Consider the following 18,375-nt stretch of genomic DNA (forward strand, 5'->3'; position numbering starts at 1 on the left):
GCGCGGTGATCAGCACGACCGCTGCGGGCGACGCCGTCCGCGCCCGGCCCGACACCGAGCGTCGCCGCCGGGCCCGGGCCGCCCTGCACGACCTGCTCCCGCAGCTGTCCCGGGAGGCGGTCGCCGCGCTCGGCGCGGTCGAGGCGGCGGGGTTCCTCGCCCGCACCGAGCGCTGGTACGCCGACGCGCACCTGCCGCTGGACGCCCTCTACGGCGCCGTCGCCGACCCGGGCGGGCTGACCGCCCGGCTGGTGCGCGCCGCGCTGGCCGCCGCGGCCGCCCGCCCGCAGGCGCTGCGCGAGCTCGACCGCCGCCGCGAGGTCGACGGCGACTGGTTCCAGGACCCCCGCACCGTCGGCTACGTCGCCTACACCGACCGCTTCGCGGGCACCCTGCGCGGCATCCGCACCCGCCTGGACCACCTGTCCGACCTGGGCGTGCGGTACCTGCACCTGATGCCACTGCTCAAGCCGCGCGACGGCGAGAACGACGGCGGCTACGCCGTCGCCGACTACACCGCCGTCGACCCGCGGCTGGGCACGATGGACGACCTGGAGTCCCTCGCCGGGGCGCTGCGCGAGCGCGGGATGAGCCTGTGCGTGGACCTCGTCCTCAACCACACCGCCGCCGAGCACCCGTGGGCGCGCGGCTGGCTCGCCGGCGACCCGCGCTACGCCGGCTTCTACACCGCCTACCCGGACCGGGAGATGCCCGACGCCTGGGAGGCGACGATCCCCGACGTCTTCCCCGACCGCGCGCCCGGATCGTTCAGCTGGGTGCCCGGGGCGGGCGGCGGCGACGGCGGCTGGGTGTGGACGACGTTCTGGGACTACCAGTGGGACCTCGACTGGACCTGCCCCGAGGTGTTCGCCGCGATGCTCGGCACCGTGTTCACCCTGGCCGGGCGCGGGGTCGAGGTCCTGCGGATGGACGCGGCGCCGTTCCTCGGCAAGCGGCTCGGCACGAACTGCCAGAACCAGCCCGAGGCCCACGACGTGCTGCAGGCGCTGCACGCGCTCACCCGGATCGCGGCCCCGGCGGTGGTCTTCAAGGCGGAGGCGATCGTCGCGCCCGACGACCTCGTCGGCTACCTCGGCGCGCACGACCGCTACCGCCCCGAGTGCGAGCTGGCCTACCACAACCAGCTCATGGTGATGCTGTGGTCGAGCCTGGCCACCCGCGACGCCCGCCTCGCCGCGCACGCGCTGCGGCGCATGACCCCCGCCCCGTCGACGACGGCGTGGGCGACCTACGTCCGCTGCCACGACGACATCGGCTGGGCCGTCTCCGACGTCGACGCCGCCGCCGTCGGCTGGGACGGCCCGTCGCACCGGCGGTTCCTCAACGACTTCTTCGCCGGACGCTTCCCGGGCAGCTTCGCCCGCGGCGCACTGTTCCAGGAGGACCCGGACACCGGGGACGCCCGCATCTCCGGCAGCGCCGCCGCGCTCTGCGGCATCGACGACGCCCGCGCCCGCCACGACCCCGCCGCCCTCGACGCGGGTGTGCGACGCCTGCTGCTCGCGCACGCCGTCGTCTACGGCTGGGGCGGCATCCCCCTGCTCTACATGGGCGACGAGCTGGCCCTGGCCAACGACACCGGCTACCGCGCCGACCCCGAGCGCGCCGCGGACAACCGCTGGATGCACCGGCCCCCGATGGACGAGGCCGCGTTCGCCCGCCGCTACGACCCGGACACCGTCGAGGGGCGGGTGTTCGGGGCGCTGGCCGGGTTCGCCGCGGTGCGGGCCGAGCTGCCCGCGCTGCACGCGTCGGCGCCGGTGGAGGTGCCCGTGCTCGACGACCCGGCGGTGCTCGGGTGGACGCGGCGGCACCCGCGCGGCGGCCGCTTCGTCGGGCTGGTCAACGTGTCCGACCGGCCCGCCTCGGTCGACGCCGCCCTGGTCACCGGCCTGGACACGGTGCTGTCCTCCGACGGCCCGGTCCGCACCGAGGGCGGGCGGGCCCACCTCCCGCCGCTGTCCTGGGCGTGGCTCGCGGAGCCGTGAGCCACGCCCGGCGCCCTCAGTAGCTCCCGAACGGCGTGCCGCCCCCGAACAGCGGTGACGTGCCCAGCGCCGAGCGGAACTCCAGGTACACCACGAGCCCGTAGACCACCCCGGCCAGGAAGACCAGGCAGGACAGCGACACCAGCACGTAGGTGAGGACCCGCAGCACGGTCAGCGCGGTCGGGTCCTTCGCGACCCGCACCGGCGCGGCGGCCGTGGCGGGGGCGGCCGGGGCCGCCGCGGCCGCGCGTGGCGTCGTGGTCACCGGCCCGGTCGCCTCGACGGCCGGTGCGGCCGCCGCCGTGTCGGCGGACCGTCCGGTCGCGCCGAACCGGGCCGCGGCGGCCTCGGCCACCGTCGCCGGGCGACGGCCGCCGGACTCCGACGGCGGACGCGGCGCGGGCACCGCCCCGGCGCCGGTCCCGACGGCGGAGCGCTCGGCGACCGCGGTCCCGCCGCTCTCGCCGTGCCCGGGCCGTCCGTGCCCGGCGCGGTCGTACCCGGCCCGGTCGTCGCCGGAGTCGCGGCCGGACGTGGCGGCGGCGATCGGCCCGTCCCCGACGACCTCGTCCCGGGGCAGGTCCTCGTGGTCCGCGACGCGGTCCGGGTCGTCGTACTGCACGGCCGGGCGGACCGGCTCGTCCTCCTCCGGGGTCCGCGCGCGCCCGTACCCGGATCCGGTGGGGCCGGGGTAGGGCGGCCCGCCGTCGATCGCGGTCCCGCCACGGGACCCGGGGTCGCCGTACTCGCCGTAGGCGGCCCGGGTCGGGGTGACCGGCTCCTCGGGCTGGCGGTGCGCGGCCCGGCCGTACGGGCCGTACCCGCCGTCGTCGGGGTCGTCGCCGCCCGGCTGCGACCCGCCCGCCGGCACGGGGGCGCCGTAGCCCTCGTAGCGCATCGGTGCGGCGTACCCGCCCCGCCCGACGGTCGGCTGCGGACCGGTCCCGCCGTACAGCTCGCCGAAGCCCTCCGGGTCGGTGGGCGTCGCCCGCTCCACCGGCCGCGAGGACCGCAGGTCCGGGTAGCCGCCCTGGTAGGAGTCCTCGGGGAACTCGTGGTCGTCGAACCCGTGCCGCGGTCGCGGCGACGGCCGTGCGCGGTCGGCGTCGGCACCGCGCGGGCCGGGGCTGGGTCGGTGCTGCGGGCCGGTCATGGCAGGACCTCCGGGGTACGGCGTCACGGTCGGCGACACGTGCTGTGTCACCTCTACCGCCGGTCGTACCCACGGCGTTAGCCCTGACGACCTACAGTCACCCGGTCCGGCGAGGTGAAATCACCGGGTGTACACCCCGGTCGGGGAATCGTGGTACCCCTTCGCCCCGACGGCGTCGGCCAGCGGGCTGCGCGGCGGCCCGCCGTCACGCACCCGCGCGACGACGGCGTCGACGTCCCAGACCGGGGTCCAGCCGAGCTCGGCGACCGCCCGGTCCGGGCAGTACACCCGGTCCACCGGCGGGACCGGCCCGCCGCGCCCGGCCAGCAGCGCGGCCAGCGCCGGGGCCCGCCGCTCCAGCACCGCGCCCGGGTCGCGGCCCAGCTCGGCGAGGTCGGACCGGTGGAACGGAGGCGGTGCGCTGACCACGTAGCGGGCGAACCCGAGCTCGGGCGCCCGCCGGGCCGCGGCCAGGTGCGCGGACACGACGTCGGCGACGTCGACCCGCCGGTGGCAGAACTCCACCAGTTTGAGCGTGGTGTCGTCGTGGACGGCGCGGACCTCGTCGCGGTCGTCGGCCTCGGGGAAGAACCGCGAGGTCCGCAGCACCACCACCGGCAGCCCCGGGTCCAGCGCGGCCAGCTCGCACAGGTCCTCGGCGGCGGTCTTCGTGGCGCCGTAGACGTTGCGCACCCGCGGCACCACGGTCTCGTCGATCCAGGTCGCGGGCCCGCCCGGCGCCGGGGTCAGCGCGCGGCCGAACGCGCTGGTCGAGGACGTGAACACCACGCCCCGCACCCCCGCGGCGGCGGACTCCTCCAGCACCGCGAGGGTGCCCGACACGTTCGTGTCCACGAAGTCCTGCCTGCTGTGCGAGCCGACGTGCGGCTTGTGCAGCGTCGCGGTGTGCAGCACGTGGCTGACCCCGCGCAGCGCCGACCGCAGGGCGTCGCGGTCGGTCAGCGACGCGACGACCGCCGTCCACGGCGAGGGCCGCCGGTCCAGGCCGACGACGGGCACCCCGTCGCCGGCCAGTGTGCGGACCAGCGCCTCACCGAGGTGGCCGGAACTGCCGGTGACGAGGAAGCGCTCCACCCCACCAGTGAACCCGCTCAGGCAAGCAGGTTCCGCAGCTCGGTCACCGCCGTCCGCAGCTCCCGGGCGAAGGCGTGCATCCCCTCGGCCTGGTCGGCCGGGGTGGACAGGTGCACGTGGAAGCGGTCGGGCAGCAGCACGCAGGCCACCCCGATGCAGCGCGAGCTGGTCGAGCCGAACCCGAAGTACCGGATGTTGTCCGACGGCGCGGAGCTGGTCGACAGCCAGTCGTCGCGCATGATCGTCCAGCCGGGGGAGTCGAACACCGCGAGCGGCTCGGTGACGCCCAGCTCCGCCCCGCGACGGCGCCGGATCCAGTCCAGCTCCCACAGGTGCTGCTCGGGCGCGTCGCCCTGCTGGCACTGCTTCGCGCGGGCGCCGTGCGCCGCGGCGGCGGCCCGGAAGGTGTCGACCCTGTCGGCGTCGGAGGCCTGCGGGTCCCCCATGGTGTCGACGAAGGTCACCATCTCCGGTGTGATCACCCGCATCGCCTCGGTGCGGCCGCGCCGGAACTGCCGGGTCGCGATCGACTCGTAGGTGGCCCCGGTGACGCCCTTGGCCCGCCGGTGCGCGACCTGGTAGCAGGCCTGCACGAAGGCGTCCGGGGAGCACTTCAGGGCCTTGGCGTCGCGCGCGCCGAAGTCGTCGAAGGCGACGAGCTCGGTGGCGGTGGCGTCGAGGAACGCGGCGAACTCGTCGTGTGCGCGCGCGACGGTGGCGCGCAGGTCGTCGTCGAGGACGAACCGCAGCTCGCCGTGCGGCGGGGTGCCCTGGGGGCGGGTCCCGATGCGCTCGGCGTGGGTCTCGACCGGGTCGGCGAACATGGCGTCGACCAGGGTGAGGACGGTGGTGCCGTCGAGCTCGCAGTGCTCGATGTTGACCCCGGCGGTGCCGTCGGCGAGCACGACGATCGACAGCGCCTTGTCGAACCAGCGGTCACCGGCGTCCCCGGCGAGCAGGGTCCGCGCGGCGGACTCCTCGTCGGCGGGGTCGGTCTCGTCGAGACAGATCGCGAGCAGCGCCCGTTCCACGAGGTCGACGGCCTCGGCGTTGGCCGGGTCGAGCCCGGTCAGCCGGTCCCGCACCGTGGCCCACTCGGCGCGGGCCAGGGTGGTCAGCGCGCCGACCGCGTCACCGGTGGCGGCCCGCTCGGGGTGTGCGTCCCGGATCTCCCGCAGGGCGCCGGCGATCTCCTCGGCGGTGTGCGCGGCGCCGTCGGCGCCGACCACGTCGAGGCGGTGGATCCGGCCGCGGTGCAGTACCACGACGTGCCGCTCGGTGGACGGGCCCGGCCAGTCGTCGCTGTAGGGGGTGCGGACGGTGTCCTGGGGGTCACCCGGGATGCGGGTGGTGGAGAAGATGTGGCGGCTCTGGTCCATCGACTGCGGCACGTCGCGGTTGACCAGCGGCGGGAACGTCCCGGCGTCGAGATCGGCCTTGTGCCCGAGGGCGGCGACGGTGAGCTGCGCGGCCCGCTCGCACGGGTCCGTGGTCGATCCCGGCCCGAACAGGAAGAAGAAGTTCGCGTTCAGCGCGATCCGGTCGCGCCGGCCCAGGTAGCGCGACGGCCAGAACGCGTCCAGCCAGCTGTGGGCGCCGGCGTCGAAGCGCTCGAGGTCGGCCTGGAGCACCGACGCGGGGCCGCCCTCGGCGAGCAGCTCGCGCGCGGCGGACTCGGTGCGGGCGTACTCGTCGGGGGTGAGCAGCGGGGCGCACCACTCGAGGAAGCGGTCGACCGAGGCGGACAGGGTCGGGAGCGGCACCTTCGGCAGGTCGTCGTCGGCCGCGAACGTGGTGGTCACGGGCATCAGTCCAGCAGCCCGTCGACGCGCACGGCGCGCGACCCCCCGTGTTCGGACAGTGTCCGCCCGAACAGCTGGCGGGTGCGGACCGCGCTGCCGACCACCCCGGGTCGGGTGCTGTAGGAGAAGATCGCCGTGTGTCGGGCGACGTCGCCGCGCACCTCGGTCACCCGGTGCAGCGAGTACCGGCCGCGGAACAGCTGCAGATCACCGGGACGCAGCACCAGCCGCCGGACGCGGTCGCCGCCCCTGCCGTGCAGGACCTCGGCGACGTCGGCGGTGTTCTCCGAGGAGGTGCTGCGGATGTCCGGGCAGTACTCGAAGACCCCGCCGGCCTCCGGCGCGCGGGTGAGCAGGCTGATCGCGATCTCGTTGGTGTCGAAGTGCCAGGGGTGCGACCGGCCGTCGCCGACGACGTTCAGGCACAGCCCGGCCAGCGGGTCGGCCAGCTCGTGCAGCTCGGGCACGCCGGTGCAGGCGGCGAGGAAGGCGCGGAAGGCGGGCTGCGGGTACAGGCGGTGGACCACCGCTGCGGCCGGGATCCGGTCGCGGGCGACGAAGGCGTTGCCCCGCTCCATCGGCACCCCCGCCGGGTGGTCGGCGGGCAGCGAGGGGTCGGGGTCGGTGTTGTAGACGTTGACCACGGCGGTCTCGTAGTGCGCCAGCGGGGCGACCGCCTCGCCCTCGGTCCGCAGCCGGTCCCGCCACGACGCCCGGACGAACCCGGGGAGCACCGCGCAGCCGTCGGCGGCGAGCTGGGCGCGGGCCCGGCGGACCGCGTCCTCCCACCCGGACGAGCCCGGTTCGTGCACCGGGTAGCGGGCCAGGTCGACCGGGTCGAGCTCCTGCGGGGCCGCGAGTGCGGTCGGCTGCACGGATCAGCTCCTTCGTCCCCGGGCAGCGCCGGTGCCGCCCACGGTGTCACCGTCATCCAAACCCGTCCGACGTCGCCGGATCAACGGTGAGTGACCGAGCGATCAGTTTCCGTGCGCCATGGGAGGCTGTTCTTGCGGGAGAGAACCCCGGCGGAGGATGGTTCGTTGATCCCGTCGGCGAGCGAGGAGGCTGTCATGGGAGCTATGAGCCCCACCCACTGGTTGATCGTGCTGGTCGTGCTGGTCCTGCTGTTCGGCGCGAAGAAGCTGCCGGAGATGGCGCGGTCGGTCGGTCGGTCCAGCCGCATCCTGAAGAGCGAGATGCGCGGCCTGCGCGACGACGAACGCCCCGGCGAGATCGGACCCGGCGGCGCGCCCCGTGCCGACACCGAGGTCCGTGACCCCGGTACCCGGCAGCCGGGGACGCCGGAGGGCACCGCCCGTCCGGAGCCCGGTCCCGAGGCCCACCGGGCCTGACACCGCAGGACGGACGACGCATGACGGTGCTCGTGACGGGGGCCAGCCGCGGGGTCGGCGCGGCCACCGCCCGGCTGCTGGCCGCCCGCGGCCAGGACGTCCTCGTCGGGCACCGGGCCTCACCGGAGGACGCCGCGGCCGTCGTCGCGGAGTGCCGGGCGGCCGGGGTGCACGCCGACGCCGTCGCAGCGGACGTCACCCGCACCGAGGGTGTCGAGCGCCTGTTCGACGCCGCGTCGGCCATGCCCTCACCGCTGACCGGCGTGGTCGCGAACGCCGGCGGAGCTCCCTCGCGGCAGCGTCTCGAGGACATGAGCGACGCCCGGATCGACGAGGTCGTCGCGCTCAACCTGCGCGCGGCCCTGCTCTGCTCACGCGAGGCGGTACACCGCATGTCGACCCGCTACGGCGGGGCGGGTGGTGTGCTCGTGCACGTCAGCTCCCGCGCGGCGGTGCTCGGCTCGCCCGACGAGTGGAACGACTACGCGGCCGCGAAGGCCGGGGTCGAGGCGCTCGTCGTCGGGCTCGCGAAGGAGGTCGCCGCGGACGGGATCCGGGTGGCGGCCGTACGACCGGGCCTGCTCGACACCGACTTCCACGCCCGGGCCGGTGAGCCGGGGCGGATCGAGCGGATGGCGCCGTCGATCCCGATGGGCCGTGCCGGCCACCCCGACGAGGTGGCGACGGCGATCGCCTGGCTCCTGTCGGACGAGGCCAGCTACGTCACCGGCGCCGTGCTGGACGTGTCCGGCGGGCGCTGATCCGTCGGCGGGACCGGACCGGTGGCGGGTGAGGGAGCCACCGGCACGGGTCGGGGCCCGGCCGGCGGTGGGGAACGGACCGGCTGTGTGGTCGGCGGTCGGCGGCGACGCTCAGGAGGCGGCGCGGGCCGAACGCCCGAAACCGATCCGTCCGCGGCGGCGGGCGCGGCGCCCGGCCCCGGAGGTCTCGGCGCACAGCAGGCAGCCGTCCCCGGGCGGGGAGGCCAGCGACGCCGGCAGCACCACGTGCCCGCAGAGCGCGGTGCAGTGTCCGGTTCCGGCGGCGAGCGAGTCGGCCAGCACCGCCTGCGCCACGACGTGGCTGCGGCTGTCGCGGGCGCAGGTGACCGTGACGGTCTGCTCCTCGTCCGGCGCGGTCACCACGGCCACGGGGCGCGTACTGGCGGGTGTCACCGACACGGCAGCTCCTCCGGGCACGATTCGACGGAGTATCCATCGTCACCCCGCAGCGGTGCAGATGCAAGTGCATCCGCACGATTGGCCGAACGTGCGGCCGGGTGGTCGCGGAGCGTGGCGAGGGCCACGTCCGGGTCCGTGGCTGCGCCGGACAGGCCCCGTCGGGGTCACCGAGCTGTTCGGCGATCACGGTGTCTTCCTGGGCGGACACCCGGTCGCTATGTCACGGGCCGCTCTGTGTCGCCGGTCACGTCGATCAGGGCGCACGGGGTCGGTGCCGGTCGTCAGCGGCTGCGACCTGCGCCGGACGGCACTAACCTCACCCGTCATGACCGCTCCCGAACAGGCTCCTCCTCGGGCGTCCACGGCTCCGGACGGGGACGCCGCGACCGGCGCACCCGCCCCGGCGGCCGACGCCGACGGCGACCATTCGTACGAGATCGGTTCCCCGGTCCCGGCCGACGGGGTGGACATGTGGCGGCTGGCGGTGGAGGCGCGGACGCTGGACGCGAACTCCCGCTACGCCTACGTCCTGTGGTGCCGCGACTTCGCGCGCACCTCGGTCGTCGCCCGGCGCGACGACGGCCGCGCCGTCGGCTACGTGACCGGCTACCTGCGCCCCGAGAACGGCGCCCTGCTCATCTGGCAGGTGTGCGTCGATCCGGTGGCACGCGGTGCGGGCCTCGCCGGCCGGATGCTGGACGCCGTCTGGGACCAGGCGGGCGCCGAGCGGATGGAGACCACCATCACGCCGGACAACGCCTCCTCGATCCGTCTGTTCACGAAGTTCGCGGAGCGCCACGACACGACGATCGAGCGGGAGGACCTGTTCGGTCCAGACCTGCTCGGTGACGAGCACGAGCCGGAGAACCTCTATCTCATCGGCCCGATCGCAGCAGACAAGGGTGGGAACACATGACCGTTTTCGAGGATCTCGAGTCCCAGGTCCGGAGCTACTGCCGTAACTGGCCCGTCGTCTTCGACACGGCGAAGGGCAGCCGTCTGACCGACGTCGACGGCCACTCCTACCTCGACTTCTTCGGGGGTGCGGGCGCCCTGAACTACGGGCACAACCCCGAGGTGCTCAAGAAGCCGCTGATCGAGTACCTGACCCGTGACGGCATCACCCACGGGCTGGACATGTACACCTCGGCCAAGGGCGAGTTCCTCCAGACCTTCGAGGACGTCATCCTCAAGCCGCGCGACCTGCAGTACAAGGTGCAGTTCCCCGGCCCGACCGGCGCCAACGCCGTCGAGTCCGCGCTGAAGCTCGCGCGCAAGATCAGCGGCCGGGAGGCGCTGATCAACTTCACGAACGCCTTCCACGGGATGACGCTGGGCGCGCTGTCGGTGACCGGCAACTCGATGAAGCGCGGTGGCGCCGGTATCCCGCTGGTCCACTCGACGCCGATGCCGTTCGACAACTACTTCGACGGCAAGATGCCCGACTTCCTGTGGTTCGAGAAGGTTCTCGACGACACCGGGTCCAGCCTCAACGAGCCGGCCGCGGTCATCGTCGAGACCGTGCAGGGCGAGGGCGGGCTCAACCCGGCGCGCATCGAGTGGCTGCAGGGTCTGCGGGACCTGTGCACCCGCAAGGGCATCCTCATGATCGTCGACGACGTCCAGATGGGCTGCGGCCGTACCGGCCCGTTCTTCTCCTTCGAGATCGCGGGCATCCAGCCCGACATCGTCACGATCTCGAAGTCCATCTCCGGCTACGGCCTCCCGATGGCGCTCGTGCTGATCAAGCCCGAGTACGACCAGTGGGGCCCGGGCGAGCACAACGGCACCTTCCGCGGCAACAACCCCGCATTCGTCACCGCCACGCACACGCTGCGCAACTGGTGGACCGACGACACGCTGGAGAAGGAGACGCTGCGCAAGGGTGAGAAGGTCGAGGAGGCCTTCAACAAGATCATCGGTGACAACCAGGGCACCGAGATGTTCACCAAGGGCCGTGGGATGGCGCGGGGTATCCAGTTCGAGGGCGAGGGGCTCGCCGAGAAGGTGGCCTCGAAGGCCTTCGAGCACCGCCTGCTGCTGGAGACCGCCGGTCCGAACGACGAGGTCCTCAAGCTGCTGGCGCCCCTCACGACCACCGACGACGAGCTCGACGAGGGTCTTGGGATCATCGCCGAGTCCGTCCGCACCGTCATCGGGAGCTGATACCCACATGATCGTCCGCACCATCGACGAGATCACCGGAACCGAGCGGGACGTCGAGTCCGAGAACGGCCAGTGGCGCAGCAAGCGGATCGTGCTCGCCAACGACAAGGTCGGCTTCTCGGTCCACGAGACCACCCTGCAGGCCGGGACGATCAACGACTTCTGGTACGCGAACCACATCGAGGCCGTCTTCATCACCGAGGGCGAGGGCGAGCTCTACGACAAGGACAACGACGTCACGTACCAGCTCAAGCCGGGCTCGATCTACGTGCTGAGCGGCAACGAGAAGCACCAGCTCCGCCCGAAGACAACCATCAAGTGCGTGTGTGTCTTCAACCCGCCGGTCACCGGCCGGGAGGTGCACGACGAGAACGGCGTGTACCCGCTGATCACGGAGGACTGAACCTCCGTCCCGAGATCGACATCGCGAGGGGTGTTTCCGCTGCGTGACAGCGGGAACGCCCCTCGCGGTCGTTCACACGACGTCCATCCGAAGGGACACCGAACCCACAGCGACTCACAGGAGGGTCCATGACCGCACTGGTCGGCAACGACGAACCGCGTCTCGTGCGTGGAGCCGGGGACCGCTACCCCACGCGCGTCTCGAACACCCCCGCCTTCATCGACCGCGCCGAGCCCACCGTGTGGGGCGACCGGGCGAGCGCCGGCATGTTCGGCGCCCAGGAGCTCGAGGCGCACGAGCGCGACGGCTTCGTGCAGGTGCCGGGCCTGCTGACGGCCGACGAGATCGTGGAGTACCAGGCCGAGCTGGACCGGCTCGCCCACGACCCCGAGGTCCGCGCCGACGAGCGCTGCATCGTCGAGAAGTCCTCCGACGAGGTCCGCTCGATCTTCGAGGTCCATCGGATCTCCGAGGCGATCGGCCGGCTGGTGCGCGACGAGCGGGTGCTGTCGCGGGCCCGTCAGATCCTCGGCTCCGACGTGTACGTCCACCAGAGCCGCATCAACTACAAGCCCGGGCTCGGCGGCGGGGGCTTCTTCTGGCACTCCGACTTCGAGACCTGGCACGCCGAGGACGGCATGCCCGGCCCGCGCGCGGTGAGCTGCTCGATCTCGCTGACCGACAACCACGCGTTCAACGGCTGCCTGATGATCATGCCGGGGTCGCACCGGACCTTCGTGTCCTGCGTCGGTGAGACGCCGGAGGACTACCACCTGACGTCGCTGACGGAGCAGGAGATCGGCACCCCCGACCCGGAGTCCATCTCGAAGCTGGCCCAGCGGCACGGCATCGCGATGATGACCGGCGACGCGGGCTGCGCCACGTTCTTCGACTCCAACTGCATGCACGGGTCGGGGGACAACATCACCCCGTACCCGCGCTCGAACATCTTCCTGGTGTTCAACAGCGTCGAGAACGCCTGCGTGGCGCCGTTCTCCGCGCCGCGGCCGCGGCCGTCGCACATCGCCGCCCGGGACCACTCACCGGTCCGCTGAGCGGCTCGCGCTCAGGCGTCCTGAAGGGGTGAGAGTTCCGGACGCTTGGGCCGGTACCCGTCCCACGTGTGCCCTCCGCGCAGCCGCTTGCGCAGGTACGGCATCACGTGGTGGGTGACCCACCGCAGGTCCTCGGCCTGGCGCGCGGTCCAGGGGGTCGGTCCGCCCTCGGGCTCCGGCCACGGCCCGCGCCAGTCCGGGGCCTGCTCACCGAGGGTCTCCAGCACCCGCCAGGCGACCCGCTCGTGCGCGTGCGGGACCAGGTGCAGCCGGTCCGGCCCCCAGGCCCGCGGGTCGGCGAGGCAGTCCATCGCCCACAGGTCGACGACGCGGCAGCCGTGCCGTTCGGCGGCGGCCCGCATGTCCTCGTTGTAGCAGGCGATCCGGCCGCGCAGCCTGCGGATGAACGGGTGCATCCGGCGCAGGTCGAAGCCGGTGAAGATCAGCACCTCGGCGCCGGTCGCGACCAGCCGGCCGAGCGCGGCGTCGAAGCGGGCGGCGAGGTCGTCGACGTCGCAGGACCAGCCGATGATGTCGTTGCCGCCCGCGCAGAAGGTGATCAGGTCGGGGCGCATCCGTTCGGCGACGGGGAGCTGCTCGGCGACGATCTCGTCGAGGACCTTCCCGCGCACGGCGAGGTTGGCGTAGCCGAAGCCCGGGCGGCGGTGGGCGAGGGTCTCGGCGACGCGGTCGGCCCAGCCGCGGGCCCGGCCGTCGGGGGTGAGATCGTCGAGCCCCTCGGTGAAACTGTCGCCGATCGCGACATAGCTCCGGTGCTGTGCGTGCGTCTGCCGGTGCATCGGCACGGCCCCCTCTCGTCCCCGGTCCTCCGCGTGCCTTGTCTGTTGTTCACCGCAACGATGTCCGGTGTTACGCCGATGATCACCCTGTTCCGCGCTGTCCGCCAATCCGATCCCGTCGACCCGGCGCGCGGGATAGGGCACCCTTAGCGGGGTGACGTCCGATCGCGCTCCGCACACCGCATCCCGGGAGGACCCGAGGCTCGCCGAACTGCTCGGTGGCCGGGCCGGTGCCGTGGACGCCTCGATCCCGGTGGTCGCGTTCGTGCTCGCCTGGGTGGTGGCGGGGGCGGCGGGGTCGGCGTTCCCGATCAACTGGGGGGCCGGTGCGGCGATCGTCGCGGGGGCCGCGGTGGCAGGGTGGCGGCTGTACCGCGGCCGGCGGCCGCGGGCGGTGCTGTTCGGGCTGGCCGGGGTCGTCGTCGCGGCCGGGATCGCGCTGGTGACCGGGCGGGCGTCGGACTTCTTCCTGGTCCAGATCGTGTCCAACGTCGGCAGCGCGCTGGCCTGGGCGATCTCGGTCGTCGTGCGGTGGCCGCTGCTGGGGGTCGTCGTCGGCGGGCTGCTGGGACAGCGCACGAGGTGGCGGCGCGACCCGGACCTGCTCCGCGGGTACCAGCGGGCGTCCTGGGCGTGGGTGGCGCAGTACGTCCTGCGGCTGTCGGTGTTCCTCCCGTTGTGGGCGGCCGACCAGGTCGTGCTCCTGGGTGTCGCGCGGACCGTGCTGAGCCCGGTGCTGGTGGGGCTGAGCGTGCTCGTGTCGTGGCCGTTGCTGCGTACGGCGCTGCCGGCCGATCACCCGGGCATTCGTCACCCCCGGTGACAGGCGCTGACACCTCGTAGCGCTAGAATCGTGATCTTCCCGTGACCTTCGGCGGGTCGTGTGAAGGTCACCACTTCGGGTGATCGTCCGGCGCAATCGTGGCCGCCCGGACGTTCCCCCGGGGCGAGCCGCCGCACCGACGATCACTGCAAGGAGCCATGCCACACCAGCGCCCCCCGGAGCCCGGCTTCGGCGACGCCCCCCGTGGCGTCCCCGGCCCGGCCCGTCCCCCCGCCCAGCCGTCCGCTCCCCGACCAGGCACCGGTCGCCCGGTGGCCGCCCCCGACGCCCCGCGGCTGCCCCGTCAGCGCACCGCACATCCGCCCCGCACGCACGGCGGCCGGGTCCCGCAGCAGCCGTCGGGCACCGTCCGCGGCCGGACGACGCAGACCCCGCCCGGTGGCCGTCCGGTGAGCCCCGTCGTGCCCGGTCCGGGCGTGCCGGACGGGACCCCGCCCGGCGGGCGTCCGCGCACCCGGGTGCTGCCGCCCGCGTCGGACACGACCCGCGCGGCCGGTCCCGGCGGTCCGGTGGGCCCGGTCGGCGGTGGACCGAAGGGACCCGGCGGGTCCGGGGGCTCGGGCGGGTCCGGTGACAGCTCCGGCGACGCCTCGTCGGACACCACGAAGGCGAGCGGCCTCAAGGCCGACCTCAGCCCGACGAAGATCGCAGCCGGCGCCGGCGCGGCGATCGTCACGGCGGTGCTCGGCTCGTTCCTCGGCGCGGTCGGCACGGTGATCGGCGCGGCGCTCGGCTCGATCATCTCGACGCTGGCCACCACGCTGTTCACCCGCTCGCTCGAGGTCAGCAAGGACAAGGCACTCGAGCTGAAGGACAGGGCGACCCGGCGCGGCAAGGGCGTCGCCGAGGGCACCGCGGTCGCCGCGCAGAACGGTGCCGGCCACGGTCTCGCCGGGCCCACCGGCGAGGAGACGGTGCTGCTGGACCCGTGGCAGACACCCGGCGGCACCACCCGCGCCGCCGGAGCGGGCCACAGCCGGTTCCGCCGGGTCCGGGTCACCCGCAAGACGGTCATCGTGTCCGCGGTGCTCGGCGTCGTCACCTTCGCGGTGTCGATGTTCCTGATCTCGGGCATCGAGTTCGTGAAGGGCTCGTCGCTGTCCGGCTCGTCCGGGACCTCGGTGAGCAACGTCGTCCGCGGCGGTGCTCCCCCCACCCAGCAGGAGAACGACCGGGGCGAGGGCTCCGGGGGCGACTCGTCGACGTCGTCGTCGAGCTCGACCTCCACCGAGGAGTCGGGCACCAGCACGTCGGAGTCGTCGACCGGCACCCGTGACCGGGACTCCGGTCAGGACGGCTCGGACTCGTCGAACCCGCTGCAGGACGGGCTGAACCGGGTCCTGCCGACCCAGCAGCCGGGCTCCGGCCAGTCGGGTCAGGACTCGGGCGGGCAGAGCTCCGGCGGCCAGGGCTCGGGCAACCAGGGTTCCGGCACGCAGAACTGATCCGCGGCGCCGGATCCCGGCGCCGCGGGGCCGGTTCGAGCGCGGCCGGGCCCGGCGCAGGCGGGCTCAGTGCAGGCGGGCCCGCAGCGCCGCCGCGGCCGCGCGCGGGTCCTCGGCCTCGGTGATCGCCCGGACGACGACGATCCGGTCCGCACCGGCGTCGAGGACCTCGTCCAGGCGGTCGCCGTCGATGCCCCCGATCGCGAACCACGGCCGCGCCGGGGCCCGTCCGGCGACCGTGCGCACCAGGTCCAGGCCGGGTGCCGGACGTCCCGGCTTGGTCGGGGTCGGCCAGCACGGGCCGACGCAGAAGTAGTCCACGCCGTCCTCGTCGGCGGCGGTCAGGGTCTCGGCGGGGCTGTGCGAGGACCGGCCGATGAGCACGTCGTCGCCGACGACCCGGCGCGCCCACGCCACCGGCAGGTCGTCCTGGCCGAGGTGCAGCACGTCGGCGCCCGCGGCGAGCGCGACGTCGGCGCGGTCGTTCACCGCGAGCAGCGCGCCGTGCCGGCGGCAGGCGTCGGCGAGCACCTCCAGTGCGGCGAGCTCCGCGCTCGCCTCCAGCGGCCCGCCGGGCCCGCCCTTGTCCCGCAGCTGGACGATGTCGACCCCGCCGGCGAGCGCGGCGTCGGCGAACTCCGCCAGGTCACCGCGCGCGGTGCGGGCGTCGGTGCACAGGTAGAGACGGGCGTCGGTGAGGCCGTCGAGCCGGGCGCGACGGGTGTCGCCGGTGCCGGGACGGGTATCGGTGTCGGACACGGCTCGCAGGCTACGGCGTAGCCTGGGCCCCGGACGACGACGAACCACGGGAGCCCGGGCAGCGGGCTGAGAGGGGACCCGCGACGCGGTCCCGACCGTCGAACCTGATCCGGGTCATGCCGGCGCAGGGAGTGAGGTGGATCCGATGAGCGCGAGTGCCGGACGGCTGGTCGTCGCGGGTGCGGGGGCCGTCGGCCTGTCCGTCGCCCGCGCGGCGGCCCGCGACGGCTGGTCGGTGACGGTGTTCGACCCGGCCCCCGGCCGCGGCGCGTCCTGGGTGGCCGGCGGGATGCTCGCCCCGGTCACCGAGGCCTGGCCCGGCGAGGAGGACCTCCTCGCCCTCGGGCTGGACTCGGTCGCGCGCTGGCCGGAGTTCGCCGCGGCCCTGTCCGCCGACGCCGGCACCGACGCCGGGCTGCACCCGGAGGGCACCGTCGTCGCCGCGACCGGGTCCGGGGACCGCGCCGAGCTGACCGCACTCGCGGACTACCTGGAGTCCCTCGGCCGCGACGTGCACCGGCTGACCGGTCGCGAGCTGCGCCGGCTCGAACCCGCGCTGGGCCCGGAGGTCCGTGGCGGCCTCTCGGTGCCCGACGACCCGTCGGTGGACAACCGGCGGCTGCTCGCCGCCCTGGCGACCGCAGCCGGGCGGGCCGGGGTCGTCGTCTCCGACCGCGGGGTCGCGCGCGTCCTCGACGACGGCGCCCGTGTCACCGGCGTGCGGCTCGCGGACGGGACCGAGGTCGCGGCGGACGCGGTCGTCGTCGCGGCGGGGGCGCACTCGTCGTCGCTGCACCCGGTGCTCGACGGGCTGGTCCGCCCGGTGAAGGGCGAGATCCTGCGGCTGACCCGCCGCGCCGGTGCCCTGCCGCCGCCGTCGCGGACGGTGCGGGCGCTCGTCGACGGGCGCCCGGTCTACGCCGTGCCGCGGACGCTGCCCGGGTACGGCGACCTCGTGATCGGCGCGACGACGGCGGAGAACGGCTTCGACACCGACGTCACCGTCGGTGGGGTGCGCGACCTGCTGCGCGACGCGGAGCGGATCCTGCCCGGCATCGCCGAGTACGCCCTGACCGAGACCGCCGCCGGACTGCGGCCGGGCAGCCGGGACAACCTGCCGCTGATCGGGCGCACCGGGCCCGACGGGCTGGTCGCGGCCACCGGGCACGGCCGCAACGGGATGCTGCTGGTACCGGTGACCGCGGCGGCCGTCGCGGCGGTGCTGCGCGGCGACGACGTACCGGAACCGGTCCGCGCGGCGGATCCGCGACGGTTCGCCCCGGCCGCCGCCGGGGCACGCGAGGAGGGGAACCATTGATGCGGATCGTGCTGAACGGCGAGCACCGCGACGTCGACGACGGCGCCGACCTCGCCCGGATCCTGGCCGAGGCCGGGCTGCCGGAGCGGGGGATCGCCGTCGCCGTGGACGGGGAGGTCGTACCGCGCACCTCGTGGGCCGGGCACCGCCCCGCCGACGGCGCGCGGGTCGAGGTCCTGACCGCGGTACAGGGAGGATGAGCATGGCTGTGCAGACCGACAAGCTCGCGTTCGGCGACCACCTGTTCGACTCGCGGCTGGTGATGGGCACCGGTGGTGCCGCGAACCTGGAGATCCTGGAGCGGGCGCTGGTCGCGTCCGGCACCGAGCTGACGACGGTGGCGCTGCGCCGTGTCGACGTCGCGGGCGGGACCGGGCTGCTGGACCTGCTGCGCCGCCTCGGGATCGCCGTGCTGCCCAACACCGCGGGCTGCCGGACCGCCGCCGAGGCGGTGCTCACGGCGCGGATGGCGCGCGAGGCGATGGAGACCGACCTGGTGAAGCTGGAGGTCGTCGCCGACGAGACGACGCTGCTGCCCGACCCGGTCGAGCTCCTCGACGCCGCCGAGCAGCTCGTCGACGACGGCTTCACCGTGCTGCCCTACACCAACGACGACCCGATCCTCGCCCGTCGCCTGGAGCAGGTCGGATGCGCCGCGGTCATGCCGCTCGGCTCGCCGATCGGTACCGGGCTGGGCATCCGCAACCCGCACAACATCGAGATGATCGTGGCCGCAGCGGGCGTGCCGGTCGTGCTCGACGCCGGGATCGGCACCGCCTCGGAGGCGGCGCTGGCGATGGAGCTGGGCTGCGACGCGGTCCTGCTCGCCACCGCCGTGACCCGTGCCGCCGACCCGGAGCGGATGGCCCGCGCGATGCGTCGCGGGGTGGAGGCGGGCTGGGACGCCCGGCACGCCGGTCGGATCCCGCGCCGCTACCGGGCACAGGCGAGCTCGCCCGACCGCGAGGACTGAGGACCGATGTCCCGGTGCGT

General features: G+C 74.4%; 19 protein-coding genes and 1 riboswitch. Of the genes, 12 read left to right on the plus strand and 7 right to left on the minus strand.

Features of this window, described 5'->3' with window-relative positions:
• The first annotated feature begins 5 nt into the window (after window positions 1–5).
• Window positions 6–2,009 carry an alpha-amylase family protein gene (locus KPF22_RS04215; RefSeq protein WP_224401289.1) on the plus strand — a complete coding sequence of 668 codons (2,004 nt, stop codon included), beginning with the start codon at window positions 6–8 and terminating at the stop codon, window positions 2,007–2,009.
• 16 nt (window positions 2,010–2,025) lie between these two features.
• Here the strand turns inward: KPF22_RS04215 and KPF22_RS04220 are convergent, their stop codons facing one another.
• The 4 genes from KPF22_RS04220 to KPF22_RS04235 form a co-directional block, all read right to left on the minus strand.
• Complete coding sequence (locus tag KPF22_RS04220) at window positions 2,026–3,162, minus strand: hypothetical protein (RefSeq protein WP_224401290.1); 1,137 nt, start codon at window positions 3,160–3,162, stop codon at window positions 2,026–2,028.
• Window positions 3,163–3,282: 120 nt separating this feature from the next.
• Window positions 3,283–4,257, minus strand: a complete 975-nt coding sequence (locus KPF22_RS04225; protein WP_224401291.1) for an NAD(P)-dependent oxidoreductase — start codon at window positions 4,255–4,257, stop codon at window positions 3,283–3,285.
• A gap of 17 nt (window positions 4,258–4,274) precedes the next feature.
• Window positions 4,275–6,059 carry a choline/carnitine O-acyltransferase gene (locus KPF22_RS04230; protein WP_374107452.1) on the minus strand — a complete coding sequence of 595 codons (1,785 nt, stop codon included), beginning with the start codon at window positions 6,057–6,059 and terminating at the stop codon, window positions 4,275–4,277.
• Window positions 6,060–6,064: 5 nt separating this feature from the next.
• The gene (locus KPF22_RS04235; RefSeq protein ID WP_208822911.1) at window positions 6,065–6,934 is read right to left on the minus strand and encodes an arpA protein; all 870 of its coding nucleotides are present in this window, start codon (window positions 6,932–6,934) and stop codon (window positions 6,065–6,067) included.
• Between the two features lie 204 nt (window positions 6,935–7,138).
• Between KPF22_RS04235 and tatA the strand changes: the two genes are divergently transcribed.
• Together tatA and KPF22_RS04245 are read left to right on the plus strand one after the other, a co-directional pair.
• Window positions 7,139–7,411: a Sec-independent protein translocase subunit TatA gene (gene tatA / locus KPF22_RS04240; protein ID WP_224401293.1), complete on the plus strand. Its 273-nt coding sequence runs from the start codon at window positions 7,139–7,141 to the stop codon at window positions 7,409–7,411.
• A 20-nt stretch (window positions 7,412–7,431) separates the two neighbouring features.
• Window positions 7,432–8,172 carry an SDR family oxidoreductase gene (locus KPF22_RS04245; RefSeq protein WP_208822909.1) on the plus strand — a complete coding sequence of 247 codons (741 nt, stop codon included), beginning with the start codon at window positions 7,432–7,434 and terminating at the stop codon, window positions 8,170–8,172.
• Between the two features lie 111 nt (window positions 8,173–8,283).
• Here KPF22_RS04245 and KPF22_RS04250 read toward each other — a convergent pair whose 3' ends face one another.
• Complete coding sequence (locus tag KPF22_RS04250; protein WP_145983127.1) at window positions 8,284–8,592, minus strand: hypothetical protein; 309 nt, start codon at window positions 8,590–8,592, stop codon at window positions 8,284–8,286.
• A gap of 325 nt (window positions 8,593–8,917) precedes the next feature.
• Here KPF22_RS04250 and ectA point away from each other — a divergent pair, with 325 nt between their 5' ends.
• From ectA to thpD, 4 genes are all read left to right on the plus strand, one after another.
• On the plus strand, window positions 8,918–9,508 hold the full coding sequence (gene ectA, locus KPF22_RS04255; protein ID WP_208822907.1) for a diaminobutyrate acetyltransferase: 591 nt from the start codon (window positions 8,918–8,920) through the stop codon (window positions 9,506–9,508).
• On the plus strand, window positions 9,505–10,758 hold the full coding sequence (gene ectB / locus KPF22_RS04260; protein ID WP_178372922.1) for a diaminobutyrate--2-oxoglutarate transaminase: 1,254 nt from the start codon (window positions 9,505–9,507) through the stop codon (window positions 10,756–10,758). The genes ectA and ectB overlap by 4 nt, the downstream gene beginning before the upstream one ends.
• Window positions 10,759–10,765: 7 nt before the next feature.
• Window positions 10,766–11,161 (plus strand): ectoine synthase, encoded by a 396-nt coding sequence (locus tag KPF22_RS04265; RefSeq protein WP_178372921.1) that lies wholly within the window; start codon window positions 10,766–10,768, stop codon window positions 11,159–11,161.
• Between the two features lie 128 nt (window positions 11,162–11,289).
• Entirely contained in the window at window positions 11,290–12,216 is a 927-nt protein-coding gene (thpD, locus tag KPF22_RS04270; RefSeq protein ID WP_208822905.1) for an ectoine hydroxylase, read from the plus strand.
• An 11-nt stretch (window positions 12,217–12,227) separates the two neighbouring features.
• Here thpD and KPF22_RS04275 read toward each other — a convergent pair whose 3' ends face one another.
• Window positions 12,228–13,016 (minus strand): SGNH/GDSL hydrolase family protein, encoded by a 789-nt coding sequence (locus KPF22_RS04275; RefSeq protein ID WP_208822903.1) that lies wholly within the window; start codon window positions 13,014–13,016, stop codon window positions 12,228–12,230.
• Window positions 13,017–13,170: 154 nt separating this feature from the next.
• Between KPF22_RS04275 and KPF22_RS04280 the strand changes: the two genes are divergently transcribed.
• Together KPF22_RS04280 and KPF22_RS04285 are read left to right on the plus strand one after the other, a co-directional pair.
• A complete protein-coding gene (locus KPF22_RS04280) occupies window positions 13,171–13,839 on the plus strand; it encodes a DUF3159 domain-containing protein (protein ID WP_224401294.1) in 669 nt (222 codons plus the stop codon).
• Between the two features lie 272 nt (window positions 13,840–14,111).
• A complete protein-coding gene (locus KPF22_RS04285; protein WP_224401295.1) occupies window positions 14,112–15,305 on the plus strand; it encodes a hypothetical protein in 1,194 nt (397 codons plus the stop codon).
• Between the two features lie 66 nt (window positions 15,306–15,371).
• On the opposite strand, the gene thiE is transcribed toward KPF22_RS04285, so the two are convergent.
• The gene (gene thiE, locus KPF22_RS04290; RefSeq protein ID WP_374107481.1) at window positions 15,372–16,073 is read right to left on the minus strand and encodes a thiamine phosphate synthase; all 702 of its coding nucleotides are present in this window, start codon (window positions 16,071–16,073) and stop codon (window positions 15,372–15,374) included.
• 30 nt (window positions 16,074–16,103) lie between these two features.
• A riboswitch (TPP riboswitch) is annotated at window positions 16,104–16,213 on the plus strand.
• Between thiE and thiO the strand changes: the two genes are divergently transcribed.
• From thiO to KPF22_RS04305, 3 genes are all read left to right on the plus strand, one after another.
• Window positions 16,210–17,382, plus strand: a complete 1,173-nt coding sequence (thiO, locus tag KPF22_RS04295) for a glycine oxidase ThiO (RefSeq protein ID WP_062403851.1) — start codon at window positions 16,210–16,212, stop codon at window positions 17,380–17,382. It overlaps the preceding riboswitch by 4 nt.
• Window positions 17,382–17,582 carry a sulfur carrier protein ThiS gene (gene thiS / locus KPF22_RS04300; protein WP_062398305.1) on the plus strand — a complete coding sequence of 67 codons (201 nt, stop codon included), beginning with the start codon at window positions 17,382–17,384 and terminating at the stop codon, window positions 17,580–17,582. The genes thiO and thiS overlap by 1 nt, the downstream gene beginning before the upstream one ends.
• A gap of 2 nt (window positions 17,583–17,584) precedes the next feature.
• Complete coding sequence (locus KPF22_RS04305) at window positions 17,585–18,355, plus strand: thiazole synthase (protein WP_062398303.1); 771 nt, start codon at window positions 17,585–17,587, stop codon at window positions 18,353–18,355.
• Window positions 18,356–18,375: the final 20 nt, after the last annotated feature.

The organism is Pseudonocardia sp. ICBG1034, from assembly GCF_020131375.1.
GTDB lineage: Bacteria > Actinomycetota > Actinomycetes > Mycobacteriales > Pseudonocardiaceae > Pseudonocardia > Pseudonocardia alni.